At 63.4% G+C, this 21576-nt stretch carries 24 protein-coding genes, 1 tRNA gene and 1 pseudogene; 18 read left to right on the top strand and 8 right to left on the bottom strand.

The genetic code is table 11. The features are described 5' to 3' along the window. Positions 1-39: 39 nt before the first annotated feature. On the bottom strand, positions 40-363 hold the full coding sequence (locus QX094_RS21960) for a metalloregulator ArsR/SmtB family transcription factor (RefSeq protein WP_315715794.1): 324 nt from the start codon (positions 361-363) through the stop codon (positions 40-42). Positions 364-653: 290 nt separating this feature from the next. Here QX094_RS21960 and QX094_RS21955 point away from each other — a divergent pair, with 290 nt between their 5' ends. Next, positions 654-1334: a class I SAM-dependent methyltransferase gene (locus tag QX094_RS21955; RefSeq protein WP_315715442.1), complete on the top strand. Its 681-nt coding sequence runs from the start codon at positions 654-656 to the stop codon at positions 1332-1334. Between the two features lie 150 nt (positions 1335-1484). Then, complete coding sequence (locus tag QX094_RS34600; protein ID WP_409977933.1) at positions 1485-1673, top strand: helix-turn-helix domain-containing protein; 189 nt, start codon at positions 1485-1487, stop codon at positions 1671-1673. A gap of 113 nt (positions 1674-1786) precedes the next feature. On the opposite strand, the gene QX094_RS21950 is transcribed toward QX094_RS34600, so the two are convergent. Beyond that, positions 1787-1863, bottom strand: a tRNA-Pro gene (locus tag QX094_RS21950). 229 nt (positions 1864-2092) lie between these two features. Here QX094_RS21950 and QX094_RS21945 point away from each other — a divergent pair. Genes QX094_RS21945 through QX094_RS21930 form a run of 4 tightly spaced genes read left to right on the top strand, consistent with a single transcriptional unit; the run spans position 2093 to position 5599 of the window. Next, positions 2093-3091: an L-threonylcarbamoyladenylate synthase gene (locus QX094_RS21945; RefSeq protein ID WP_315717199.1), complete on the top strand. Its 999-nt coding sequence runs from the start codon at positions 2093-2095 to the stop codon at positions 3089-3091. Positions 3092-3109: 18 nt separating this feature from the next. Further along, positions 3110-4537, top strand: a complete 1428-nt coding sequence (locus QX094_RS21940) for an FAD-binding oxidoreductase (protein WP_315717200.1) — start codon at positions 3110-3112, stop codon at positions 4535-4537. A gap of 15 nt (positions 4538-4552) precedes the next feature. Continuing rightward, on the top strand, positions 4553-5008 hold the full coding sequence (locus QX094_RS21935) for a GNAT family acetyltransferase (RefSeq protein ID WP_315717201.1): 456 nt from the start codon (positions 4553-4555) through the stop codon (positions 5006-5008). A 9-nt stretch (positions 5009-5017) separates the two neighbouring features. Then, positions 5018-5599: an NUDIX domain-containing protein gene (locus QX094_RS21930; RefSeq protein WP_315717202.1), complete on the top strand. Its 582-nt coding sequence runs from the start codon at positions 5018-5020 to the stop codon at positions 5597-5599. Positions 5600-5759: 160 nt separating this feature from the next. On the opposite strand, the gene QX094_RS21925 is transcribed toward QX094_RS21930, so the two are convergent. Then, positions 5760-6530, bottom strand: coding sequence for an SOS response-associated peptidase (locus QX094_RS21925; protein ID WP_315717203.1), 771 nt, complete (start codon positions 6528-6530; stop codon positions 5760-5762). Between the two features lie 86 nt (positions 6531-6616). Between QX094_RS21925 and QX094_RS21920 the strand changes: the two genes are divergently transcribed. The 4 genes from QX094_RS21920 (at position 6617) to QX094_RS21905 (ending at position 8488) form a co-directional block, all read left to right on the top strand. Then, positions 6617-7138 carry a hypothetical protein gene (locus tag QX094_RS21920; RefSeq protein ID WP_315717204.1) on the top strand — a complete coding sequence of 174 codons (522 nt, stop codon included), beginning with the start codon at positions 6617-6619 and terminating at the stop codon, positions 7136-7138. A 65-nt stretch (positions 7139-7203) separates the two neighbouring features. Then, a complete protein-coding gene (locus QX094_RS21915; protein WP_315717205.1) occupies positions 7204-7623 on the top strand; it encodes an NUDIX hydrolase in 420 nt (139 codons plus the stop codon). Positions 7624-7654: 31 nt separating this feature from the next. After that, positions 7655-8053 carry a TIGR02301 family protein gene (locus tag QX094_RS21910; protein ID WP_315717206.1) on the top strand — a complete coding sequence of 133 codons (399 nt, stop codon included), beginning with the start codon at positions 7655-7657 and terminating at the stop codon, positions 8051-8053. A 168-nt stretch (positions 8054-8221) separates the two neighbouring features. Beyond that, entirely contained in the window at positions 8222-8488 is a 267-nt protein-coding gene (locus QX094_RS21905) for a hypothetical protein (protein WP_315717207.1), read from the top strand. An 851-nt stretch (positions 8489-9339) separates the two neighbouring features. Here QX094_RS21905 and QX094_RS21900 read toward each other — a convergent pair. Further along, the gene (locus QX094_RS21900; protein ID WP_316171380.1) at positions 9340-9639 is read right to left on the bottom strand and encodes a hypothetical protein; all 300 of its coding nucleotides are present in this window, start codon (positions 9637-9639) and stop codon (positions 9340-9342) included. A 250-nt stretch (positions 9640-9889) separates the two neighbouring features. Between QX094_RS21900 and QX094_RS21895 the strand changes: the two genes are divergently transcribed. Beyond that, positions 9890-10153, top strand: a complete 264-nt coding sequence (locus QX094_RS21895) for a hypothetical protein (protein WP_316171378.1) — start codon at positions 9890-9892, stop codon at positions 10151-10153. 138 nt (positions 10154-10291) lie between these two features. Beyond that, positions 10292-11644: an IS1182 family transposase gene (locus tag QX094_RS21890; protein ID WP_316167505.1), complete on the top strand. Its 1353-nt coding sequence runs from the start codon at positions 10292-10294 to the stop codon at positions 11642-11644. A 219-nt stretch (positions 11645-11863) separates the two neighbouring features. On the opposite strand, the gene QX094_RS21885 is transcribed toward QX094_RS21890, so the two are convergent. Beyond that, positions 11864-13393, bottom strand: coding sequence for a DUF1254 domain-containing protein (locus QX094_RS21885; protein ID WP_316171377.1), 1530 nt, complete (start codon positions 13391-13393; stop codon positions 11864-11866). A gap of 357 nt (positions 13394-13750) precedes the next feature. On the opposite strand from QX094_RS21885, the gene QX094_RS21875 reads away from it, so the two are divergent. Beyond that, positions 13751-15010 carry an HlyD family secretion protein gene (locus tag QX094_RS21875; protein WP_315754037.1) on the top strand — a complete coding sequence of 420 codons (1260 nt, stop codon included), beginning with the start codon at positions 13751-13753 and terminating at the stop codon, positions 15008-15010. 436 nt (positions 15011-15446) lie between these two features. Then, positions 15447-15632 (top strand): Ig-like domain-containing protein, encoded by a 186-nt coding sequence (locus QX094_RS21870; protein ID WP_316175991.1) that lies wholly within the window; start codon positions 15447-15449, stop codon positions 15630-15632. 62 nt (positions 15633-15694) lie between these two features. Here the strand turns inward: QX094_RS21870 and QX094_RS21865 are convergent. Together QX094_RS21865 and QX094_RS21860 are read right to left on the bottom strand one after the other, a co-directional pair. Next, positions 15695-15856 (bottom strand): annotated as a pseudogene (locus QX094_RS21865) (transporter); the annotation flags it as partial. Between the two features lie 215 nt (positions 15857-16071). Further along, entirely contained in the window at positions 16072-16515 is a 444-nt protein-coding gene (locus QX094_RS21860; protein WP_316159425.1) for a CBS domain-containing protein, read from the bottom strand. Between the two features lie 737 nt (positions 16516-17252). Here QX094_RS21860 and QX094_RS21855 point away from each other — a divergent pair. Then, positions 17253-17771: a protein phosphatase CheZ gene (locus tag QX094_RS21855; RefSeq protein ID WP_315717215.1), complete on the top strand. Its 519-nt coding sequence runs from the start codon at positions 17253-17255 to the stop codon at positions 17769-17771. A 133-nt stretch (positions 17772-17904) separates the two neighbouring features. Here QX094_RS21855 and QX094_RS21850 read toward each other — a convergent pair whose 3' ends face one another. Further along, positions 17905-19239 (bottom strand): dihydroorotase, encoded by a 1335-nt coding sequence (locus tag QX094_RS21850; protein WP_316188218.1) that lies wholly within the window; start codon positions 19237-19239, stop codon positions 17905-17907. Between the two features lie 198 nt (positions 19240-19437). Here QX094_RS21850 and QX094_RS21845 point away from each other — a divergent pair, with 198 nt between their 5' ends. Genes QX094_RS21845 through QX094_RS21835 form a run of 3 tightly spaced genes read left to right on the top strand, consistent with a single transcriptional unit; the run spans position 19438 to position 21575 of the window. Next, entirely contained in the window at positions 19438-20322 is an 885-nt protein-coding gene (locus tag QX094_RS21845; protein ID WP_316188123.1) for a folate-binding protein, read from the top strand. Positions 20323-20331: 9 nt separating this feature from the next. Further along, a complete protein-coding gene (locus QX094_RS21840) occupies positions 20332-20961 on the top strand; it encodes a DNA-3-methyladenine glycosylase I (RefSeq protein WP_316188122.1) in 630 nt (209 codons plus the stop codon). Beyond that, a complete protein-coding gene (locus QX094_RS21835; RefSeq protein WP_316167493.1) occupies positions 20958-21575 on the top strand; it encodes an HD family hydrolase in 618 nt (205 codons plus the stop codon). The genes QX094_RS21840 and QX094_RS21835 overlap by 4 nt, the downstream gene beginning before the upstream one ends. The last annotated feature ends 1 nt before the right edge of the window (position 21576 follow it).

Raw genomic sequence — 21576 nt, 5'->3', positions numbered from 1 at the left:
GGACGATCCCCGCGGGCAGCGAGACTCCATCAGTGCCACCTAGCAGAAAGCGCGATAGAGAGCGGACATGACCTCGATCACTTCCGGCCGCGAGACCGAATAATACACGTTCCTGCCGTCCCGGCGCACCTTGACGAGATCGTCCGCGCGCAGCCGGGCAAGTTGCTGCGACACCGTCGGCTGGCGGAGCTGCAGCGAATCCTCAATGCTGCTGACGGACTTCTCTCCGTCAAGCAGCAGACACAGAATGGCAAGCCGCGCTTCGTGCGACAGCGCCTTGAGGAATTCGCTTGCCTTGTGAGCCTTCTCGAGCAACGCGTCAGGCTCGAGCGAAGACCTGCTGCGTGCACGCTTGGTTGCCATATTCGTCCGCATATTCCTCAATCGACCAATTCGGTCCGTTACATCGGCGGCCACGGCGTCATGCCGCAAGGCCGCCCCGTGTTGCTATCACTTTGGCGAGACGATAACAAACAGGCGGTCGAGCCTGTGCCAGCGCGGTTCGTGCGAGACGGTATCGAGCCGCCGGCGCGATCGTCCCCTGCTCACGCGCCTGCCGCGTCTGACGGGCTGATGAACTACGATCCGGCTTCCAGTTCACCTAACTTGCGATCAAGGGTTCGCAAGCTGATACCGAGGAGCTCGCAAGCTCCTTGCGGCTGCCAACAAACACGCTTGTCATCTTCAAAGTGGGACTGCCGATGGTCACGAACGTACCGCCAGACGCCGACGCCGGCCGCTGGAACCGACGATTCGAAGGCGATGATTTCGTTTTCGGAACCGAACCCAATCAATGGCTGCGCCGCCATGTCGGCACGTTCCCGTACCGCAGTCGCATTCTCTGCGTCGCCGACGGAGAAGGCCGCAACAGCGTCTGGCTCGCCCGGCAGGGATTTCAGGTCGACGCCTTCGACATCTCGGAGGTGGGTCTGGCGAAAGCGAGCAAACTTGCCGCGTCAGCCGGAGTCAGCGTGAACTACCAGCTTGCCGATTGCGACGGCTTCGCGTGGCCAAGTGCGGCGTATGACGGCATCGCAGCGATTTTCGTGCAGTTCGCCGCCCCAGATTTGAGGAAACGGCTGTTCGCGCGCATGATCGCAAGCCTGAAGCCGGGCGGGACGCTGATCCTGCAAGGCTATACGCCCAAGCAGTTGGAGTACAAGACGGGCGGCCCTTCCGCCCTCTCGCACCTCTATACGGAAACCATGCTCCGAGAGGCGTTCCGTGAGCTGGAAATCATCGAACTGCGCGAATACGAGACCGAGCTCAGCGAAGGCAGCGGCCATCACGGTCGCTCTGCGCTGATCGGAATGGTCGCGCACCGGCCTTCCTGATCGCGCTCTGCTGGTCCCCGGAATTGATCGCGCGCACGCGTCTCGCATCGTCGAGAAACGATCTTTACGACCGACTGTCAACCTTTCCGATCCTTCTGCCGGCATTGCGCGGCCGCGCCTCTGATCGACCGCTTCTCGCCGCAGCGCTGCTTGCAGCGAACCGCAACAAAGCTGGCGCCTGCTGACGATGAGAACTCGCCGTCATCGAAGGAGCGCGAGGCGCGAGCGCTTCGGACCGCCCTGTTGACGCATCGCGGCAATCGAGAATCGCTTGCAAAACCCCTCGGCATCAGCCTGCGCACGCTTGACCGGAAGCTGAAGGAATTGGACGCTCCATGAAGCGCTGTCGTCTGCCGCGGCGAAATGCTCACGAATAGCCGGATGGGTGCAGGGTGGCGCCGTGTGATTTCGTTGCGCTTCTCGGGAGATGAAAAGCTAGGCGCCTGAAAAAATGGTCGGAGCGGCAGGATTCGAACCTGCGACCCCTGCGTCCCGAACGCAGTGCTCTACCGGGCTGAGCCACGCTCCGACTTGGGAAGCCGGCTTATAGCGTCGGGTTTCCGTCTTCGCAAGGACACAAGGCAGGAAATCGCATCGAAATCGTCGATCGTCGGCGGAGGGGTTAACTGCTTGAGGCCGTGGGGCTTTGTCCGGCGGCCATGGCGCGAGCGCAAGGCGACAGGCGATTTGCGCGCTTCATTCGGACGTCCGCGCCCGCTATAGCCGAGCGCGGAAGCCACCGCCGTCCCGTACCATCGATGCCCGCCCCAGACATGCAAGCGATCGAGACCAGGATCCTGCCCGCCGACGCGGCTGGAATCGCGCAAGCCGCGGCGACGTTCGCGCGCGGCGGACTGGTCGCGTTCCCGACCGAGACCGTCTACGGCCTCGGCGCCGATGCGGCCAATGCCGCGGCCATCGCACGCCTCTATCAGGCCAAGGGCCGGCCCGCCTTCAATCCGTTGATCGCCCATGTCGCCGATATCGCAGCGGCGCAGCGTATCGGCCGCTTCAATGCCACCGCCGAGCGTCTGGCCGCTGCGTTCTGGCCGGGACCGCTGACCCTCGTGGTGCCGCAGAGCGACGGCTGTCCCGTCGCCGACCTCGCCACCGCCGGCCTCGATACGGTGGCGATCCGCGTGCCGGCGCATCCGACCGCACAAGCTCTGCTCATGGCGTTCGGCGGCGCCGTCGTGGCGCCCTCCGCCAACATCTCCGGCCACGTGTCGCCGACCACGGCGGCGCATGTCGCGGCCGATCTCACCGGGCGAATCGACCTCATCCTGGACGGCGGGCCGGTCGAGGTCGGCGTCGAATCGACCATCGTCGGCTGCTTCGATGCGCCGACGCTGCTGCGCCCGGGCGGAGTTCCGAGCGAGGCGATCGAGGCCGTGCTCGGCCGTGTGCTGGCGCGGCCCGCCGCAGAGACCGAGACGTCCGAGCAGCCTCTGGCACCGGGCATGCTGGCCTCCCACTATGCCCCGCGCGCCCGCGTGCGCCTCGATGCCAGCGAGGTCGCGCCCGGCGAGGCGTTGCTCGCCTTCGGACCCACCACCCTGCCCGGAGCCCACGAGGCCGCCGCGATCCTGAACCTGTCGCCCTCTGGCGATCCGGCAGAGGCGGCGACGCATCTTTTCGGCTATCTTCGCAGCCTCGATGCCAAGGGAGCGCGCAGCATCGCGGTGATGCCGATCCCGAACGACGGACTGGGCGAGGCCATCAACGACCGGCTGCGCCGCGCCGCCGCGCCGAGATAACACTGGAAGCGACTAAGCATGAACATCAGCCAGCCTGCCCTGCCGCCGCTGCCGCCCGATTTGATCGCGCAATTCGCTGCCATCGTCGGCGAGCGCCAGGCGCTGACCGCGGAGACCGACGTCGCGCCTTACGTCACCGAGGAGCGCAACCTGTTCCACGGCCGCTCGCCGCTGGTGCTGCGCCCAGGCTCGACGGCCGAGGTCGCCGCAATCTGCAAGCTTGCCAGCCAGCATCGCATCGCGCTGGTGCCGCAAGGCGGCAACACCGGCCTCGTCGGCGGCCAGACGCCGCACAATGGCGAGGTGGTGGTGTCGCTGAGGCGCATGGACAAGATCCGCGACGTCGACACCGCCTCCAACACGATGATCGCCGAGGCCGGCGTCGTGCTGCAGGTGGCGCAGCAGAAGGCTGCCGAGGTCGACCGCCTGTTTCCGCTGTCGCTCGGCGCCGAGGGCAGTTGCACCATCGGCGGCAATCTCTCGACCAACGCCGGCGGCACCGCCGCGCTCGCCTATGGCGTGGCGCGTGAGATGGCGTTGGGGGTCGAGGTGGTGCTGGCCGACGGGCGGGTGCTCAATGCGCTGTCGAAACTGAAGAAGGACAACACCGGTTACGATCTGCGCAATCTGTTCATCGGCGCCGAGGGCACGCTCGGCATCATCACCGCGGCGAGCCTGAAGCTGTTCCCGAAGCCACGCGCGATCGAGACCGCCTTCGTCGGCCTCAAGTCGCCGGAGGACGCGCTCAAGCTGCTGGCGATCGCGCAACGCGAGGCCGCCGGCAGCCTCACGAGCTTCGAGCTGATCGCCGCGATCGCGCTCGACTTCTCGATCCGCCACGCCGCTGGCAACCGCGCGCCGCTGTCGGGCGTCCATCCCTGGTTCGTGCTGATGGAACTGTCGTCGTCGCGCGAGGATGCCCGCGCCACGCTCGAGACCATTCTGGAGCAAGGCCTCGAAGACGGCATCGTCGACGACGCCGCGATCGCCGACAGCCTCGCCCAGCGCATGGCGTTCTGGAAGCTGCGCGAGGACATCTCTGCGGCGCAGAAGCCGGAGGGTGGCTCGATCAAGCACGACATCTCGGTGCCGGTCGCCGCGGTGCCCGCCTTCATTGCCGAGGCCAATGCCGCCGTGGTGAAGCTGATGCCCGGCGCGCGTCCGGTGCCGTTCGGCCATCTCGGCGACGGCAACATCCACTACAACGTCAGCCAGCCGATCGGCGCCAACACCGCCGACTATCTCGCGCGCTGGCACGAGGTCAACGCGGTCGTGTTCGAGATCGTGCTGCGCATGGGCGGCTCGATCTCGGCCGAGCACGGCATCGGCGTGCTCAAGCGCGACGAGCTGCCTGACGTCAAGGATCCGACCGCCATCGCGCTGATGCGCGCGATCAAGGCACAATTCGATCCGCTCGGGATCATGAATCCCGGCAAGGTGCTCTAGGCTGTCGACGCTCCCATGGATTCTGCTCCCGCTCTCGCCATTTCCGACATCACCGATGCCGACGTGCCCGCGATCATTTCGCTGTGGCAGCGCTGCGGCCTGACGCGGCCCTGGAACGATCCGGCCGCCGACATCGCGCTCGCGCGCCGCGGCGACAGCTCCACCGTGCTGGTCGGCCGCAGCGGCGGCGCCATCGCAGCCTCCGTCATGGTGGGCCATGACGGCCATCGCGGCTGGGTCTACTATGTCAGCGTCGATCCCGAGCATCGCGGCCGCGACCATGGCCGCGGCATCATGGCCGCCGCCGAGGACTGGCTGCGGGCGCGCGGCATCGCCAAGCTGATGCTGATGGTGCGCGGCGACAACACCAAGGTGCAGGAATTCTACCAGGCGCTCGACTATGCCGTGCAGGACAGCGTCGTGTTCTCGAAATGGCTCGACGGCCGCCCGCCGACGCCCGGAATGAAATAGAGGCGAGCGATGAGCATCTCCGACCGCATCCGCGTCCACGAGACGCGCGTGCTCTCCGACCATTACGGCACGCTGACCTCGACGAAGTTCGAGTGGCGGCGCGACGACGGCACGTGGCAGATGCAGAGCCGCGACGTGTTCGACCGCGGCAACGCGGCGGCGATCCTGCCCTACAACCTCGCCCAGCGCAGCGTCATCCTGGTCAAGCAGTTCCGCTATCCCGCGTTCGTCAACGGCCATGACGATCTGCTGATCGAGGCGGCGGCCGGCCTGCTCGACGACGCCTCGCCGGAGGAGCGCATCCGGCTCGAAGCCGAGGAGGAGACCGGGTTCCGGCTGCACGACGTCAAGTTCGTGTTCGAGGCGTTCATGAGCCCGGGCATCGTCACCGAGAAGATCCACTTCTTCGTCGCCGAGTACGAGCCTCACATGCGCGTCGGCGCCGGCGGCGGGCTCGCGCATGAGGGCGAGGAGATCGAGGTGCTGGAAGTCTCGATCGACGACGCGCTGGCGATGATCGCCGACGGCCGCATCCAGGACGCCAAGACCATCATGCTGCTGCAGCACGCCGCGCTGAGGATCTTTGGCTGAGCGCGGCCAACGCTCGGTCGCGGGTCTTGCTCCTTTGTCGTCCTCCGCGAAGGCGGGGGACCCAGTATTCCACCGGCAGCCGTTTCGGCACGAGAGGCCCCGGCGCACTGGATCCCGCTTTCGCGGGGGATGACGATCTTCTCTGTCGAGATATCCCGCCTCAGAACAAACTCCCCTGCCCGTCATCCGCAGGCGCAGGCGAAACTTTGCGGGATGCAACCTTCTTCGCCGGCTTGCGCTGCGCGTCCTCGGCGGCGCGCAGCTCCGCGGTCATCGGCAGCAGCAGCTGCTCGTCGTCGTTGGCCACCGCGTTGACGCGCGTGGACACCTCGTACCACGCGAATTCGCCCTCGCGAGGCGCGACCAGCAGCCTCATGGCCTCCTCAGGATCATCGGAACGGCAGTCGAGCCACAGCGCGAAATCATCCGGCCTGATCGTCACGGGAACACGATGATGCAGCGTGGCGAGATCGGGGCTCGCAGCCGCGGTGACGATCGCCACCGTATCGACCTCCTCGCCGTTCGGCCCGCACCAGGTCTCGGCGAGGGCCGCGAAGCCGAGCGGCGCGCCGTCACTGCGGTGGATGAAGAACGGCCGCTTGCGACCATCGATCACCTGCCACTCGTAATATCCATCAGCGGGCACCAGCACGCGGCGCCGCCGGATCGCATTCTTGAACGCCGGCTTCTCGTGTACGGACTCCGAACGCGCATTGATCAGCAGCGTGAAATTACGGGGATCCTTGACCCAGGCCGGAATGAATCCCCAGCGCATGAGCCGAAAATGCCTGATGTCCTGATCCAGAAGAACTACGGGAATCGGCTGCGTCGGAGCAATATTGTGCCGCGGCGGAAAGTTCGGCTGTTCCTCGTAGCCGAAAATCTGCCTGAGAGCCGCGGGTGGTGAAGTGATCACGAAGCGTCCACACATAATCTCACTCAAATCGTCGTGTGTTCAGCACCTTTTAACTTGGGTTGCCAACACTGCAGCGGATGACCGCAGCGGCGACCCATTCCGTGCCTACCGATCGCACGACCCAACGACCGGCGGGCAGCGCCATTGACCCGGCGCGGGCCGCGATGCTGCGCGCCGCCAACATCAATCCGCGCACCGGGCTCGCCACCGACTATCTGAATCATTTCAACGAAGCCGTGATGCTGCTCGAAATGATTCCCGATATTCCGGAATGCGCCGAGGATTTTCTGGCGTGGTCGCCGCTGACCTATCCAGAACATTTCACGCACACCAATTTCAAGGCCCGCGATCTCGTCATCGAGGCCTATGAGCAGGCCGACCCCGCGATTCGCGACAAGTTCGATCATCTCACGAAGACCATGACCGACATCCTGCTCGCGGTCGGCAGCGCGATGCGCGCAGCCAAGCAGGACGCCACCAAGGCCAAGCTCGCCGAGCAGGCCGCGGCGTGGGTCAAGCCGCTGGTGACGCAGGCCGGCGGCATCATCAATGGCGACATCGAGGTCGACCCTGACCCGGTCGACGAGGTCGACGCCGTCGATGCCATCATGGCAAGCTTCTGAGCGGCACGGGCTGCCGGCCCGGTCGTCTTCACGCTACGGTGCAGACCACGCCTGGAGCCATTGGCATGACCGCCCCGACGCCGCCCCGCCACCCCCAGCTCGCCGTCAGCGCCGCCATCTTCCGCGACGGCAAGCTCCTGCTGGTACGCCGGGCGCGTTCCCCCGCCAAAGGCGTCTACACGCTGCCCGGCGGCCGGGTGGAGCTCGGCGAGACCCTGCACGAGGCCGTCGCGCGCGAGGTCATGGAGGAAACCGCACTCTCGATCGCAATTGTCGGGCTGGCCGGCTGGCGCGAGGTCCTGCCGGCCCAGGGCGGCGGCGGCCACTATGTGATCCTTCCCTTTGCGGCCCGCTGGCAGGCCGGAGAGCCCCGGCTCAACCCGGAACTGGACGACTTTCAGTGGCGCCTCCCCGATGCGCTCGAGAGCCTCACGCTGACTGACGGACTGCCGGAGATCATCGCCGCCGCACGGACCCTGGTGTAGGCGCCTTGCGTCCGCCGTCCGGCAAAGGCATATGACGTCGGTGTTCCCCATGATCCCCAAGCGCCTCCTGGCCGTCCTCATGCTCGTTGCCGCCTGCGCCATTGTGCCCGCGCGCGCGCAGGATGCGGCCGCGCCGTTCGATGGCGATCTGCAGCGGCTGGCCGAGATCCTCGGAACCCTGCATTACCTCCGCGGCATCTGCGGCAGCAATGAAGGCGCCAAATGGCGCAACCAGATGCAGGCTCTGATCGATGCCGAGACGCCGTCGGGCGAACGCCGCGCCCGGATGATCGCCGGCTTCAACCGCGGCTATAACGGCTTTCAGCAGACCTATCGGACCTGCACGCCGGCGGCGATGGTGGCGATCCGCCGCTACATCGACGAGGGCTCGAAGATCTCGCGCGACCTCACGGCGCGCTACGCCAACTGATGGCCCATGGTTGACGGCGCGCGGGCGTTATCCACGTTTGCGTTAACCTTGTTAACCTTTCCTAAAGAACTGGCCTAGGCGTCTGCCGCCTGCGTGGTAAACCTCACTGGTCCGGCGCGTCCGCGTTCGGAATTCAACGCGCCTCGCGGCCTCGCCAGACTGAATTCAATGAGCTTTCCCGTCACTTTCAGCGCCCTCCCCGCCGTCCTGCCCGACCACGAGCAGAAGCAGGCCGCGCTCAGCTACCTCAACGAAGCCTGGGCGGAAGCGCGCCATGACGGCGTCGACGGCGACTGCCTGGCGCAGGCCAGCCTGTTCGCGGCGCTGGCCGAACTCGTCACCACCTATGGCGAGGACGCGGTGGCGACCTTCGTCGAAGGCCTGCCGGAGCGCGTCCGCAACGGCGAGTTCTCGCTGTCGCGCGCGACGCAGTAGGGTCTCCCGCTCCTCGCGCGTAGCCCGGATGCGCGCAGCGACATCCGGGGTCTCATCCGCAGCCTCGTTGAACCCGGATATCGCTGCGCTCGTCCAGGCTACGACAACTACGTCGACAAACTCCGCGTCATTGCGAGCGCAATGACGGAGCCAAAACGGAGAGCGCCCATCGGGCCGAGATCCGTCTCCACATCTCAAACAGCATCGAGACACGCCTCATCGTCCTCGCGGCGCGATGCGTCCGAGCGATGACCAACGTTCGGCCCTCATTCAATCGAGGGCGCAGGGAAGGCTGGGCGTCGGCTGACGCCCATGGCCCCCGTGCGAACAAAAGTGCACGGGGCAGGAACCACAGGTGCAGCCGGATGAGCCCAGCCTTCCCTGCGCGATGGTTTTAACGCTTCTTTCGCGCTCTCCCTGGGGACCGGCTTGATTGCCCCCATCGCCTGCGCCGATGCTCTCGCATCACGCTCAGGCTTGACCTCGGCATCGGGAGGCCAGGACCACGCGACTTCACGTCCGCATCGGGATTGTTCGTCCGCGCAGCCAAAGCCACGCTGCAACCCGACGCGTCCACCGCCTGCCCGCCTCGCGTCTCGTGACGACCGCGCGTACGCCCCTCTCGTTGAGGCGGGATGGGTGGAGGATAGACACGTATTCTGGAAAAACGAAAGTGAAATCTTTCGCCCGGAAGAGGCTGCGGGCGCGATCACGTTGAGACAATACGCAAAATTGCCGTTTCGGCACAGGCGTTTCGTGTAGTTGCGGCGAGCCAGAACGACGGCGTTGCAGACAAGATCGCGCGACTGATTCGCCCGACGGGCTTTTTGCTTTGCATTTCTTGCGGCGCTTCAGTCCCAATCCATTCCGCCAATGACGCCAAGAAACCAGCCGCCGATAAAAGCGGCCGGAAGCGCCATGAGATGGATCGTCGCGGAGGGACCAAGTTCCTGGTTGTCTTGAACATGACTGAGTCCAATCAACCCAAGCTCAAAAATTGCCGCGCAGAATACAGGCCAAAGCGCCCGCCGCCGCGCTGCCAGCCGCTGGGCCGGGCCAGCCCCCCGAGCGTTCCGTGATAGAGTCATGGATCGGCGAAGCGACACCACGGCAGTCAAGACGACCACGATCATAAACGCGATGAAGTACACCGGACATTATCCTTGGGGCCAACCTTACCGTCTTGAAGGTCACAGGCGAATAGCGCGAACCGGTTTCCTCAACCCTAAGAAGACAGCAAAATACAGCCGAGTCGGAGCGCTGTTCCCGGGCCCCTGCTTCCGGTTGAGCATCAGAAGCAGACCCTCACGCGAGCCGGCGACCAGATCCGTTATGGGCCCAGCAGGAGACATCGAAAGTGCGGAGTGTTATGTGAACGGGTCTTAACTGATGGACCGCGCTATGCACGATGAAACGTGGCCTAGTCTCCTTGAACAGTTTCTGGCCTATGAATGCACGCCTAGCGTGAAGGCGCTTTTGACGAGCGCAATGGCCGAACCCTCGGCATCTCAATTGCGCTTCGAGTTCAACCGCTTCGAGGTTTTCGTCGAGCCAGATGGAGATTCGGTTCTGATCGTGGACGTCTTGGACCCATCTGAGGCGGGCGAGCAGCGAGTCACAAGGTTGCAATTTTTGCAGGATTTGCCGCGCTGTTGCGCGACCTGAAGCCGGCTGGCGACGACTGCAGGAAATGGCTCAACATGAGGCTGACTTCCGCTAGGGATCGATTTCGTTGAAAAAGTCAGCAGTTGCGACGCAGAGATATCGGTGATTCAGTCTGTCTAGTGGGCAGGACTGAAGGTCATGATGGGGCATCGGCAAGTCGAACAGGCTGCGTTGTTCTATGAGTTCTCGCTGGAAAGGCACATCCCAGCCGACCACCTCGTGCGGTCGATCGATAGGTTCGTCGACCTTGAGGACTTACGGCGGGAGCTGGCGCCGTTCTACAGCAACATCGGGCGGCCCTCGATCGATCCGGAGCTGATGATCAGGATGCTCTTGATCGGCTATTGCTTCGGCATCCGATCGGAACGGCGCCTCTGCGATGAAGTCCATCTCAATCTGGCATACCGCTGGTTTTGCCGGCTGGGTCTAGATGGAGGCGTCCCCGATCACTCGACGTTCTCGAAGAACAGGCACGGCCGCTTCCGTGAGAGCGATCTCTTCCGTCGCGTGTTCGAGACCGTCTTGCGCCGCTGCATCCGGGAGCGCCTGATCGGCGGCGAAGGGTTCGCAGTCGACGCGAGCCTGATCAAGGCGGATGCCAATCGGCAGAAGGGAATCGAAGGCGATAAGAGGCTTCCGCCGGAGGCTGCGGGTCGAGCGATCGACGAGTATCTTGCCGTTCTTGATGATGCCGCGTTCGGTGCCGCGACGGAGGTCACGCCCAAGTTTGTATCGCCCTCCGACCCGGCGGCGCGCTGGACGGGAGCGCACGGCGGCCAAGCCTTCTTCGCCTACTCGACGAACTATCTGGTCGACGTCGAGAATGCGATCATCGTCGATGTCGAAGCGACCACGGCGATCCGCCAGGCAGAAGTATTGGCCGCCAAGCGCATGATTGAGCGTTCAATCGAAAGGTTCGATCTTTATCCAAGCCGGCTTCTCGGCGACAGCGCCTATGGCTCCGCTGAGATGCTCGGGTGGCTGGTCTACGAGCACGGGATCGAGCCGCACGTGACCGTCTTCGACAAGTCGGCCCGCACCGACGGGACCTTCTCGCGTGAGGCCTTCACCTACGACCATACCAGGGACGTCTATCGCTGCCCCGCTGGCAACCCCCTCACCACTACAGGGACGCTGGTGAACAACGACACGACGGTCCTCTACCGTGCGAGCAAGCGCGATTGTCAAGCATGCTCTCTAAGAAGCAGGTGTTGCCCCAACACCCCGGCTCGAAAAGTGCCGCGCTCGATCTACGAGGGCGCTCGCGACATGGCACGCGAGATCGCAAGCTCATGGGAAGGCCGCACTTCACGCCGGCTCCGCAAGAAGATTGAGATGCTGTTCGCGCATCTCAAGCGCATCCTCAAGCTAGATCGGCTGCGACTAAGAGGGCCGAACGGCGCACGCGACGAGTTCACCCTCGCTGCAGCCGCTCAGAACCTTCGTAAGATGGCCAAGCTGATCCCGATGCCCGCGCTGACGCCCGCGTGAACCACAACGCGCCAATTCGTCCTCGAAACAGATGGCGTTCACGACGAAACTACTGCCGACTTTTTCAACGGAATCGATCAAAAGCAGCCCTCCGCTCCCGCGAGTGCTTACTTCCGGTTGAGCCCCAGCAGCCGACGTCGGCCAGGGCCGATCGGAAGGTCCGAGATGGGGCCAGGAGCGGAAATGAAGAGGCGCGTCGAAGCTCGGACCTCCTTCTTGCTATATCGGCTCAATCTCGCCGGGACGCCAAGTTTTGTCGAACCACGGCTGAAGCGGGCCGTAGAGGCGCAGGAGCGTGTTCCATCCTTTGCCGGGGATGGTCTGCACCCAGTTGTTCTCCTTCCCAGCCGGAGCCTTGGGCCCGAAATAGACGTCCACTGACCCGTCCGCGTTGACCATGAGTTTCGGGTTCTGGCTGGTTGCGGCTGGCCAGCGCTGGTCGGTCTGCAGCATGGAGCGGGTCTGATTGTCGTAGAGGATGACCGACCAGAACTGCTTGACTGGAATATTGGGCGGCAAGTGCAGCTTGTAGTTCTTTCCGCCGTCGAATGGCTTGTTTTGGCTGTCGACGAACGCGGCCATATATTGCGATCCCTCGCCAACCGACTTGGAATCCATCGCCGGTGTCACGCCGGTCGCGTAGAAGAAGAATGCCGAGTAGGCATCGAGAATACGCGCGCCGTTTTCTTCGAACTTGTAGCCGCCGAAGAAGCCCGTTCGCCACGCGCTGTTGGGGTAATAGTAGCTTTCCTTGATCCGCAACCGACCATTGATCGCACGGGCGGTCGCATCGCCTACCAGGGCGGCTTCGGTCAGAATTTTTTTCATCCGTGTATCGGGCGCGAAGGGCTTACCCTTGCGGATGCCGACCGATGCGTAGAGGCCGAGTGTGACCGGGTCGACTGTATCGGTCGGCTCCTCCTGCACAACCTGATTCAGATACTCCCAGAAGGGATAATCTCCCGGAGCCAGCGTGCTAAATGCTTTGCCGGAAACATGCACGAAATTGAGTTTCGGCGGATTCGCAGCATCTTTCAGGTGATAGATTTTCGTGTGCTCTTCGACCGCGTCGACGCCGGGCTTCGGATCGCCATTGACCAAGAACGAGCGCCACGGAACCCAGACGCTGAACGTCGCCGGCTTCACGACAAAGAAGCCGGTCGGCACCTCGCCGTTGTAGCCGGGCGGCAAGATCAGGTACTTGCCGCCCTGACCCTTGTCCGGACCGACGAGTCCAACATCAGTGACAAAATTATACCACATGTCGTTGATGAGGCCGAGCACATTGGGTGGCACTTCGAGCACCAGAGGCCCGTCACGCAGGTCGAGCCAAAACCAAGTGTACGGCGTGTTGTTGTTCGGCGTGAGAAAAAGCGACTTCGAGTCCATCCTATCCTCGAAGATCGGCACCGTCAGATTGAATGGACCCAGCTCCGCCATTCCCTTTCGATTTGCCAACTGGTTCACTGGAGCCAGCGCCAACATGTAGGCCTGGACGGCGTGTTGGAAATCCAGATTGTCGTAGAGCTTTTCCACGGTCGCATCGTCGGGAAAACCGTCGAAGAAGTTCAGCGTCCCAAGGCGGGTCTCCACCTTGTCCGGGATTGCAACGCCCGGCGGTATCGGCGTTTGCATCTTGTATTGCTGAGCGTTGAGCGGAATTGCCGAGAGCGCCACAAGAGACAACGCAGAAACTACTGATGACGCTAATTTCATGATACGGCCCTTCTTGTCAGATGTTGAATTCATAAAGCATCTCTTCGTAAGTCCCATGATTATCGGGACTTCGTGCAGGGCTACAAATCTCGCAGCTCGCAGAATGACCAATCAACGTCTGCCAGCGCGATTGACCGGGCCACCGCGATTTACCGTCCCAGCACCCACCACCGCCTGTCGTGCAACGGGTCGCGGCCTCAGAACTACGCCCGGCCGTACGACGCAATTGGCTGGATAGCCAACGTATGTGCAGTACACCACAGCGCTGGCTTTCTCAGTGCTCGCGGCTACGAACCCGGTTATCAGCAGCGTAGTCGCTATTGCGATTGAGAGCTTCATTTTCGCCTCCTCCGCCAAAGACGAATAGTTTCATTAGAATCGATCTTCGCGTTGATCCAGATCAACAGGCCAACTCAGAATAATTTGGATGAGAATGTTGCAGATGCCGTTTGCGAGAAGCCGAATCGTCCTTGGCAAACCGCCGTAATGCGGCCGGCTCAATTTTCGGCTGTCTCGCGGCATACGAAGGAGCGAAGCGCCATGGTCCTCGTGATGGTACTCTACATCGTCATGGTCTGGCTCCTGTTCTCGAAGCTGAAGCTTGTGAAATGGGGATGGGGGGCCGGCACCATCACCGTTGTCATCGGCGCTTTCATCTTGATGGTCTTCCTTGGCCTGTTCAACTCGCTCACGCCCGCCGGCCGCTTTGTCGTGATCTCTAGGGTGGTCGAGGTCACACCCAACGTCTCGGGCCAGGTCGTAAGCATCCCCGTCCAAGTCAACGCCCCGGTGAAGGCCGGCGCCATCTTGTTCCAGATCGATCCGGCACCTTACAAATACAAGGTCAGCCAATTGGAGGCCTCGCTCGCTCAGGCGCAGCAGCAAGTCAAACAACTCAAGGCCAGCTATGATCAAGCCAAGGCGAACGCCGATGCCTTGAAGCAACAGCTCGTCTACCAGACCCAAAGGTTGGCCGACATTCGGAAGCTCGTCGCAACCGGCTCTCAGGCTGAGTTTCGTCTGCAGGACACGCAGGTGCAGTACGACACCGTGCAATACCAATTGCTCGCAGCGGAAGCCGCAGTAGAGAACGCCCGGCTCGCAATGGAATCCGAGATCGGAGGCGAGAATACCAACGTTGCACAACTCCAGGCTCAGCTCGAAAACGCCCGGTGGGAGCTGGATCAGACCACCATTCGGGCAACGGGCGACGGCTACGTCAGCAGCCTGGCACTGGCGGTTGGCGCTCGGGCATTGCAGACGCGTTCCGAGATGTCATTCATCCTCACCAACGACATCACCATTCTCGCGACGTTCAAGCCGAACGCCTTCCAAACAGTGAAGCCCGGAGCAACCGTAAAGCTGGTCTTCGACGATAATCCCGGCGAGATATTCGGGGCGCGAATACTCGAAATCCCTCGCGGCATCGGTCAGGGCCAGATCGCCGTTTCCGGCCAATTAGCACGCGTCGGTTCGATCGGTGGCGCTCAGGGCTACCCGGCGACGATCTCGTTGCCGGATAATTTTGACAAGACGCGGCTGCGCCTCGGGATGCCCGGCAGCGCATGGGCCATCGCCGCAAACGCCGGCCCAATCGGAATGATCACGTCGATTCTCGTCTGGATAAGTTCGTACCTCGCATACTTGTGAGACTCTGCGTAGCTCAAATACACCGACGGCTCCGACGAGGAATCAAGTCTCGGTCTAATGACCGCTTTGGAGCAGACATCTAGCTGTCTGAGCAGTCTTGGGTGCCACAGGAGTTGCGAATTTTCGCCAAGGGTCACACCTTGGCACGCATTTCAGCCAAGTGGGCGGTGTATGTTGATCCTGGTCAATATTGGAAACGCTGGGAGCGCGATCCTATTGTTACTCAAAAACAAGGGAGGCTTTCATGCGATGTTCGACAGCAGTTCTTTTAGCCCTCGTTGCCGCCGCGCCCATCTCGGCGTCACTCTCGCCAGCACGCGCAGCTTCGGAGTGTCCAGCTTCCGGAAGCTTATCGGACTGGGGTATCAATTCGACCGGCTACTTCAACGTCGCTTCTGGTGGAAGCTGCCTGTTTCCAATTCGGATAGCGGGCGTGATGAAAAGCTCGAGCATTTCACAGAAGCCGGCTCACGGCACCCTGAAGAAGCTAAATATTTCGACATTCCAGTACACGGCGAAAGCAGGCTACAAGGGCCCCGACAGCTTCGCCGTGACGGCAGCTGGCAAGGGACCGACTGCCTCCGGAACGTCGGTGATCACCATGAACGCGACGGTTCAATAGGACTTCCTTTTTCGCCGATAGACAAAGGCCCACTTCCAACCGGAGTGGGCCGCTTTTGTTTAGCCGAGCACGCGCGAACGGAAACCGCCGAGCACGGCGGGCTGACTGAAATCATCGGTAGTCTGCTGGTAGGCGTAGCCGACGAAGCCGACAAAGACCTGCTTCGACAAGAATTGCGATACGCCCCAGTCGAAATGGAAGTCGATGCCGCTCTGGTACTGCGTAGCGGTAGCCTCGCAGACGTGCTGCCACACCTGCCGTCCATCAAATCCCCATAGAGCCTGCCGCACCAGTCCTGCCCACCAAGCGCGGTTTCCTCCCTTGGAGGCTTTCGGACGCCGGCCGCCCGAATATGCCGCGCCATCAATCATGCGGCCGGCATCCGAAACCCTTCACAAAAGCAGACATAGGCGGAGGGCGACGGCACCACGTTCGTCCGTCAGCCCCCGGGGCCGTCCTTCATGATGTAGCCCATCAGGTCGTCGACGTTGTGCTCCAGATCCCGGATGATGTTCTTGACGACGTCTCCGATCGAGATCACGCCCACGACCTTGCCCGCGTCCAGCACCGGCAGATGGCGAAAACCACGCTGAGACATCATGGCCATGCAACTGTCCAGCCGGTGGTCCGGCTTGACCGTCACCGGGTTGCCCGTCATCACCTGGCCCACCGGCGTCTGCTTGGCGTCGAGCCCGGGCAGCAACACTTTGATGGCGCAGTCCCCCTGCGTCACGATGCCGACCAGCGCGCCGTCGTCGATGACGAGCACCGACCGGACCCGGTTGTCGCGCATCTGGCGCAAGGCTTCGACGACCATGTCGTCGGAACGAACATGGATCACGGCGCCACTCTTCTGCGCCAGCGCGCTTCTTACTGTGCTCATCGATGTCCCCTCCTGGACCCATCCTGCCCCGCCTTGATGGTCCACATGGCAGGATAGTCGAAATATCCGGCTTCGTCAGCGCCGCGCCGATGCCGCGCGCCTGGCCGTGAACCGAACGATGATCGGGGTCACAGGCGGGCCTATCGATTCCCGGGATTGCAGAGGTCAGGTCGTCCCCGAGAGCGGAACCATCGGGTGCCGGCAAGAATGTTGCTCGGCAAAACGCAAGTCGATCGACGATTGCGGTCAGGTAGAGAGCTCTGGGTCAAGAGGCGGCGTACCGGAATTTCTCCCCCACGTCCGCGTCGTCCCTGGCAGCGGACATTCGCATTCATTTTGGCCGGCCGCGCGCCGCCTGCCTCCTGTCGTGACGCCCGCGCGCTCATCCAGGCTCCAAGCGCTGTCCGCGCGTCGCGGAAACCGACAGCAGACCGAGCACTGCCCAATGGCCTCCCCCGGCAGCCACGTCGGCTCGGAAACTCTTCACGAAGCAATTTGAAGGCTTTGACGTGAATGAACATGCGCCCTTAACGAAAACGGGCAAAAATAGGTCGCTGATCTTCACCTACCTGACCACAGTACCGTTTCGAGCTGACGTGAAATCTCGATAGCCGCGTCGCGAGCCGGTCACCGCCGAAGCGAAATCCGAAATGCCTTCACAGAAGAGCAGGCCGGGGTTTGCAACTGCCGCGTGAAGAATTGGTAAGGAAACGTTAGGGAAAATTCGGGGATTTCTGATGATTGCGCCGGAAGAAGAGAGATTGCTGAAGACGTACCTGGTCGAGATGTTCGGCCAGATCAGCAGCATGCGGCGCGAACTCGCCGCTCTTCAAGGCGACGGCAAGGGCAGTTTCGCGACGATGACCGACACCCTCGACGCGATCGTCGAGAATACGGAGACGGCCGGGAACGCGATCCTCGAAAGCATGGAGGCGATCGGCGCCAGCGTCGCGAAGTTGCAGAAAGTCAAAGACCCGACTGCCGCAGTGGTCTGCGACGAGATCGTCGACAGCACAAACAAGGTGTTCGAGGCGTGCGCGTTTCAGGACCTCACAGGGCAGCGGATCACGCGCGTGGTCAAGTCGCTGCAGTTCATGGAGGACCACATCAACAAGCTCGTCCGCATCTGGGGAAAAGAGGAGCTGGCGCGGCTGGCCACCGAGCTTGCTGCCCCAAGCGCCCCGGACTTGATGGAGGGCCCGAAGCGGCCGGGCGTGGCGATTTCCCAGGACGACATCGACAAGCTGTTCGCGTGAACGACGGCGAGGTGTGATGCCCGCTCCGCGTCATTGCGAGGAGCAGAGCGACGAAGCAATCCAGGGACGCGCTAAGGACTCTGGATTGCGTCGCTGCGCTCGCAATGACGGAGCAAACCAACGCGCAGCGCCGTTACGGCCGCAGCGTCTCCATGAACCGCACCGGCTCGCCGGTCGCCGGCGTCAGCAGCTCGCCCTGCCACATCACGCGCTGGCCGCGGACGAACGTGCCGACCGGCCAGCCGGTGACGCGCAGGCCATCATAGGGCGTCCAGCCGGCTTTCGAGGCGACCCATTCGTTGGTGATGGTCTCGCTGCGCTTGAGGTCCACGATGGTGAGGTCGGCGTCGTAGCCGGCGGCGATGCGGCCCTTGCGGGCGATGTTGTAGATGCGGGCGGGGCCGGCGCTGGTGAGGTCGACGAAACGTTGCAGCGACAGCCGGCCGGCATTGACGTGGTCGAGCATGATCGGCACCAGCGTCTGCACGCCGGTCATGCCGGAGGGCGAGGCCGGATAGGTCTTGGACTTTTCCTCCGCGGTGTGCGGCGCGTGGTCGGAGCCTAAGATGTCGACGATGCCCTGGTGGACGCCCCACCAGATGACGTCGCGATGATCGGCTGATCGCACCGGCGGATTCATCTGCGCGTAGGTGCCGAGCCGCTCGTAGCACTCCGGCGCCGCCAAGGTGAGATGATGCGGCGTCGCCTCGACGGTGGCGACGTCCTTGTGGTCGCGCAGATACACGATCTCCTCCTTGGTGGAGATGTGCAGCACGTGGATGCGCTTGCCGGTCTCGTGCGCGAGGGTGACGAGACGTTGCGTGGCGCGCAACGCCGCCTCCTCGTCGCGCCACACCGGGTGTGAGCGCGGATCGTTCTCGACGCGCAGGTCCTTGCGCTCGTTGAGGCGGTACTCGTCCTCGGCGTGGAACGCGGCACGGCGGCGGATCACCTGGAAGATGCGGCGCAGGCTGTCGTCGTCCTCGACCAGCAGCGAGCCGGTGGAGGAGCCGACGAACACCTTGACGCCGGCGCAGCCCTCGGCGCGCTCCAGCACCGGGAGCTGCTCGACGTTCTCGCGGGTGCCGCCGATGAAGAAGGCGAAGTCGCAATGCATGCGATGGCGGCCGGCAGCGACCTTGGCGGTGAACGCCTCCTCGGTCACCGTCAGCGGATTGGTGTTGGGCATCTCGAACACGGCGGTGACGCCGCCCATCACGGCGCTGCGCGAGCCGGTTTCAAGGTCCTCCTTGTGAGTGAGACCAGGCTCGCGGAAATGCACCTGGGTGTCGATCACGCCGGGCAGCACGTGCAGTCCCTTGCAGTCGATGATCTCGGCGGCCGAGGCTGTGCCGAGATCGCCGATCTCGACAATGCGTCCGCCTGACATGCCGATGTCGCGGACGCCCTCGCCGTCCTGATTGACCACGGTGCCGGATTTCAGAATGACGTCGAAGCGCGCGCTCATGAAGCCCTCATAGGATTTCATTCTCCTGACCGCCCCAAGACAGATCGATCATGCTGCGCGCCTGCCCATTTGCTGGCCTCCGGTGGCACGCGAGTCTCGATCTTTAGAATGAAGCCACCGCGCGGCGGCGTTTCAGCCTTGTGGTTTATGCCAGGGCGGCTTACGTTTCAGTGCGGCCTGTCGCAAGAGGTTTTTCGGATGAAGGCGACGTTTCTCGACGACCGGGGCGTGGTCCAGGTCAGCGGCGACGATGCACGCAAGTTCCTCAACGGTCTCTTCACCACCGACGTCACCAAGCTCACGCCTGGCGAGGCCCGGTTCGGTGCGCTGCTGACGCCGCAAGGCAAGATCATCGTTGATTTCCTGGTGGCGCAGGTGCCGGCGACCGACGCCGGCGAGCGCTTCCTGCTCGACTGTCCGCGCGCGCTGGCGCAGGCGCTCACCGACAAGCTCAACCTCTACAAGCTCAGGGCCAAGGTCGCGGTCAGCAATCGCTCCGGAGAGCTCGGCGTGATCGCGGTCTGGGATGGTGCCATCGGCGCCACGCCGGAGCCGAGCTTCGTCGATCCGCGTCATGAGCGCCTCGGCGCGCGCGTCATTGCGCCGCAGGAGGCGCTCGCGGAGATCGCCGCACGGCTCGGCGCCGAGATCGTCGATTCCGACGCCTATGAGGCGCATCGTATCGACTGCAGCGTGCCGCGCGGCGGGCTCGACTTCATGTACGGCGACGCCTTCCCGCACGAGACCAACATGGACCGGCTGCACGGCGTCGACGTCGGCAAGGGCTGCTATGTCGGCCAGGAGGTCGTGAGCCGCATGCATCATCGCGGCACCACGCGCACGCGCGCGGCGAAGGTGCTGCTCGACGGGCCGAGTCCCGAGCCGGGCACGCCGATTCTGGCCGGCGACAAGACCGTGGGCACCATGGGCTCGGCCGCCGCGCAGAAGGGCATGGCGCTGCTGCGCATCGACCGCGCCGCCGAGGCGTTGGAGGCGGGAACGCCGCTCACCGCCGGCGGCCTCGTTCTGCGCATCGCTGATCCCGACGCGCTGCAGGGCGCGCCGAAACAGACGGTCGCCTGAGCCGGTCTCATGGGTCGCGCTGCTGTCGTCCATCCCGATGGCCTGACGCGCTGCCCCTGGCCGGGCAGCGATCCGCTCTATGTCGCCTATCACGACACCGAGTGGGGCGTGCCGGAATATGACGACCGCGCGCTGTTCGAGAAGCTGATCCTCGACGGCTTCCAGGCCGGGCTGTCGTGGATCACGATCCTGCGCAAGCGTGACAATTTCCGCCGCGCCTTCGATGATTTCCAGCCGGAGAAGATCGCGCGCTACGGCGACAAGAAGATCCACACGCTGATGAACGATGCCGGCATCGTGCGCAACCGCGCCAAGATCGAAGGGACTATTCTCAGCGCGAAATCCTGGCTCGACATCCAGGACAAGGGTCCCGGCTTCTCCAAGCTGCTGTGGGACTTCATGGACGGCGCGCCCAAGGTCAATCAGTTCAAGACCACCGCGAGCGTGCCGGCCTCGACGCCGCTGTCGATCAAGATCTCGAAAGAGCTGGCCTCCCGCGGCTTCAAGTTCGTCGGTCCCACGATCGTCTACGCCTTCATGCAGGCGACCGGCATGGTCAACGACCATCTCGTCACCTGCTTCTGCCACGAGACCTGCAGCGGCAAGCGCCGCGCCCCGCGCCTCAAGCCTCCCAAATGACGACTGACAAGGCCCCGAGCGGGCACGACCGCGTCTGGCAGCGCATGCTGTCCGGCCGGCGGCTCAACCTCATCGATCCCTCGCCGCTCGATGTCGAGATCGCCGACATCGCCCATGGGCTCGCGCGTGTCGCGCGCTGGAATGGCCAGACCACCGGCGCGCACATCTTCTCGGTCGCGCAGCACACGCTGCTGGTCGAGACGGTGATGCGCGCGCGCAAACCGAACATCGATGCGAAGCTGCGGCTCGCCGCGCTGCTGCACGATGCACCGGAATACGTCATCGGCGACATGATCTCGCCATTCAAGGCGGTGCTCGGCGACGGCTACAAATCAGTCGAGAAGCGGCTGCTCGGGGCGATCCACATCCGCTTCGGGCTGCCGGCGGAGATTGCTCCGGAGATCGAGCGCCAGATCAAGGCGGCCGACCGCGGCGCCGCCTTTCTGGAGGCGACCCGGCTGGCCGGCTTCTCGGAGAGCGAGGCGAAGAAGCTGTTCGGTCGCGACCCCGGCCTGCCGGACGTCACCGTGACGGATTATCTGACGCCCTGGAGTGCGGCCAAGGCCGAGAAGCAGTTCCTGACCCGCTTCAACGCGGTGCTGGGGGCGTGCTGAG

This window comes from Bradyrhizobium sp. SZCCHNS1050 (genome assembly GCF_032484785.1).
Lineage (GTDB): Bacteria > Pseudomonadota > Alphaproteobacteria > Rhizobiales > Xanthobacteraceae > Bradyrhizobium.
The sequence above is the reverse complement of the archived record's forward strand: the minus strand, read 5'-3'. Positions and strand labels throughout refer to the sequence as shown.

Excerpts from the sequence above, each read along its gene's own strand:
- QX094_RS21960 (WP_315715794.1), bottom strand. The coding sequence starts at position 363 with ATGGCAACCAAGCGTGCACGCAGCAGGTCTTCGCTCGAGCCTGACGCG.
- QX094_RS21945 (WP_315717199.1), top strand. The coding sequence starts at position 2,093 with ATGCCCGCCCCAGACATGCAAGCGATCGAGACCAGGATCCTGCCCGCC.
- QX094_RS21940 (WP_315717200.1), top strand. The coding sequence starts at position 3,110 with ATGAACATCAGCCAGCCTGCCCTGCCGCCGCTGCCGCCCGATTTGATC.
- QX094_RS21935 (WP_315717201.1), top strand. The coding sequence starts at position 4,553 with ATGGATTCTGCTCCCGCTCTCGCCATTTCCGACATCACCGATGCCGAC.
- QX094_RS21930 (WP_315717202.1), top strand. The coding sequence starts at position 5,018 with ATGAGCATCTCCGACCGCATCCGCGTCCACGAGACGCGCGTGCTCTCC.
- QX094_RS21925 (WP_315717203.1), bottom strand. The coding sequence starts at position 6,530 with ATGTGTGGACGCTTCGTGATCACTTCACCACCCGCGGCTCTCAGGCAG.
- QX094_RS21915 (WP_315717205.1), top strand. The coding sequence starts at position 7,204 with ATGACCGCCCCGACGCCGCCCCGCCACCCCCAGCTCGCCGTCAGCGCC.
- QX094_RS21910 (WP_315717206.1), top strand. The coding sequence starts at position 7,655 with ATGACGTCGGTGTTCCCCATGATCCCCAAGCGCCTCCTGGCCGTCCTC.
- QX094_RS21905 (WP_315717207.1), top strand. The coding sequence starts at position 8,222 with ATGAGCTTTCCCGTCACTTTCAGCGCCCTCCCCGCCGTCCTGCCCGAC.
- QX094_RS21895 (WP_316171378.1), top strand. The coding sequence starts at position 9,890 with ATGCACGATGAAACGTGGCCTAGTCTCCTTGAACAGTTTCTGGCCTAT.
- QX094_RS21890 (WP_316167505.1), top strand. The coding sequence starts at position 10,292 with ATGATGGGGCATCGGCAAGTCGAACAGGCTGCGTTGTTCTATGAGTTC.
- QX094_RS21885 (WP_316171377.1), bottom strand. The coding sequence starts at position 13,393 with ATGAATTCAACATCTGACAAGAAGGGCCGTATCATGAAATTAGCGTCA.
- QX094_RS21870 (WP_316175991.1), top strand. The coding sequence starts at position 15,447 with ATGAAAAGCTCGAGCATTTCACAGAAGCCGGCTCACGGCACCCTGAAG.
- QX094_RS21860 (WP_316159425.1), bottom strand. The coding sequence starts at position 16,515 with ATGAGCACAGTAAGAAGCGCGCTGGCGCAGAAGAGTGGCGCCGTGATC.
- QX094_RS21855 (WP_315717215.1), top strand. The coding sequence starts at position 17,253 with ATGATTGCGCCGGAAGAAGAGAGATTGCTGAAGACGTACCTGGTCGAG.
- QX094_RS21850 (WP_316188218.1), bottom strand. The coding sequence starts at position 19,239 with ATGAGCGCGCGCTTCGACGTCATTCTGAAATCCGGCACCGTGGTCAAT.
- QX094_RS21845 (WP_316188123.1), top strand. The coding sequence starts at position 19,438 with ATGAAGGCGACGTTTCTCGACGACCGGGGCGTGGTCCAGGTCAGCGGC.
- QX094_RS21840 (WP_316188122.1), top strand. The coding sequence starts at position 20,332 with ATGGGTCGCGCTGCTGTCGTCCATCCCGATGGCCTGACGCGCTGCCCC.
- QX094_RS21835 (WP_316167493.1), top strand. The coding sequence starts at position 20,958 with ATGACGACTGACAAGGCCCCGAGCGGGCACGACCGCGTCTGGCAGCGC.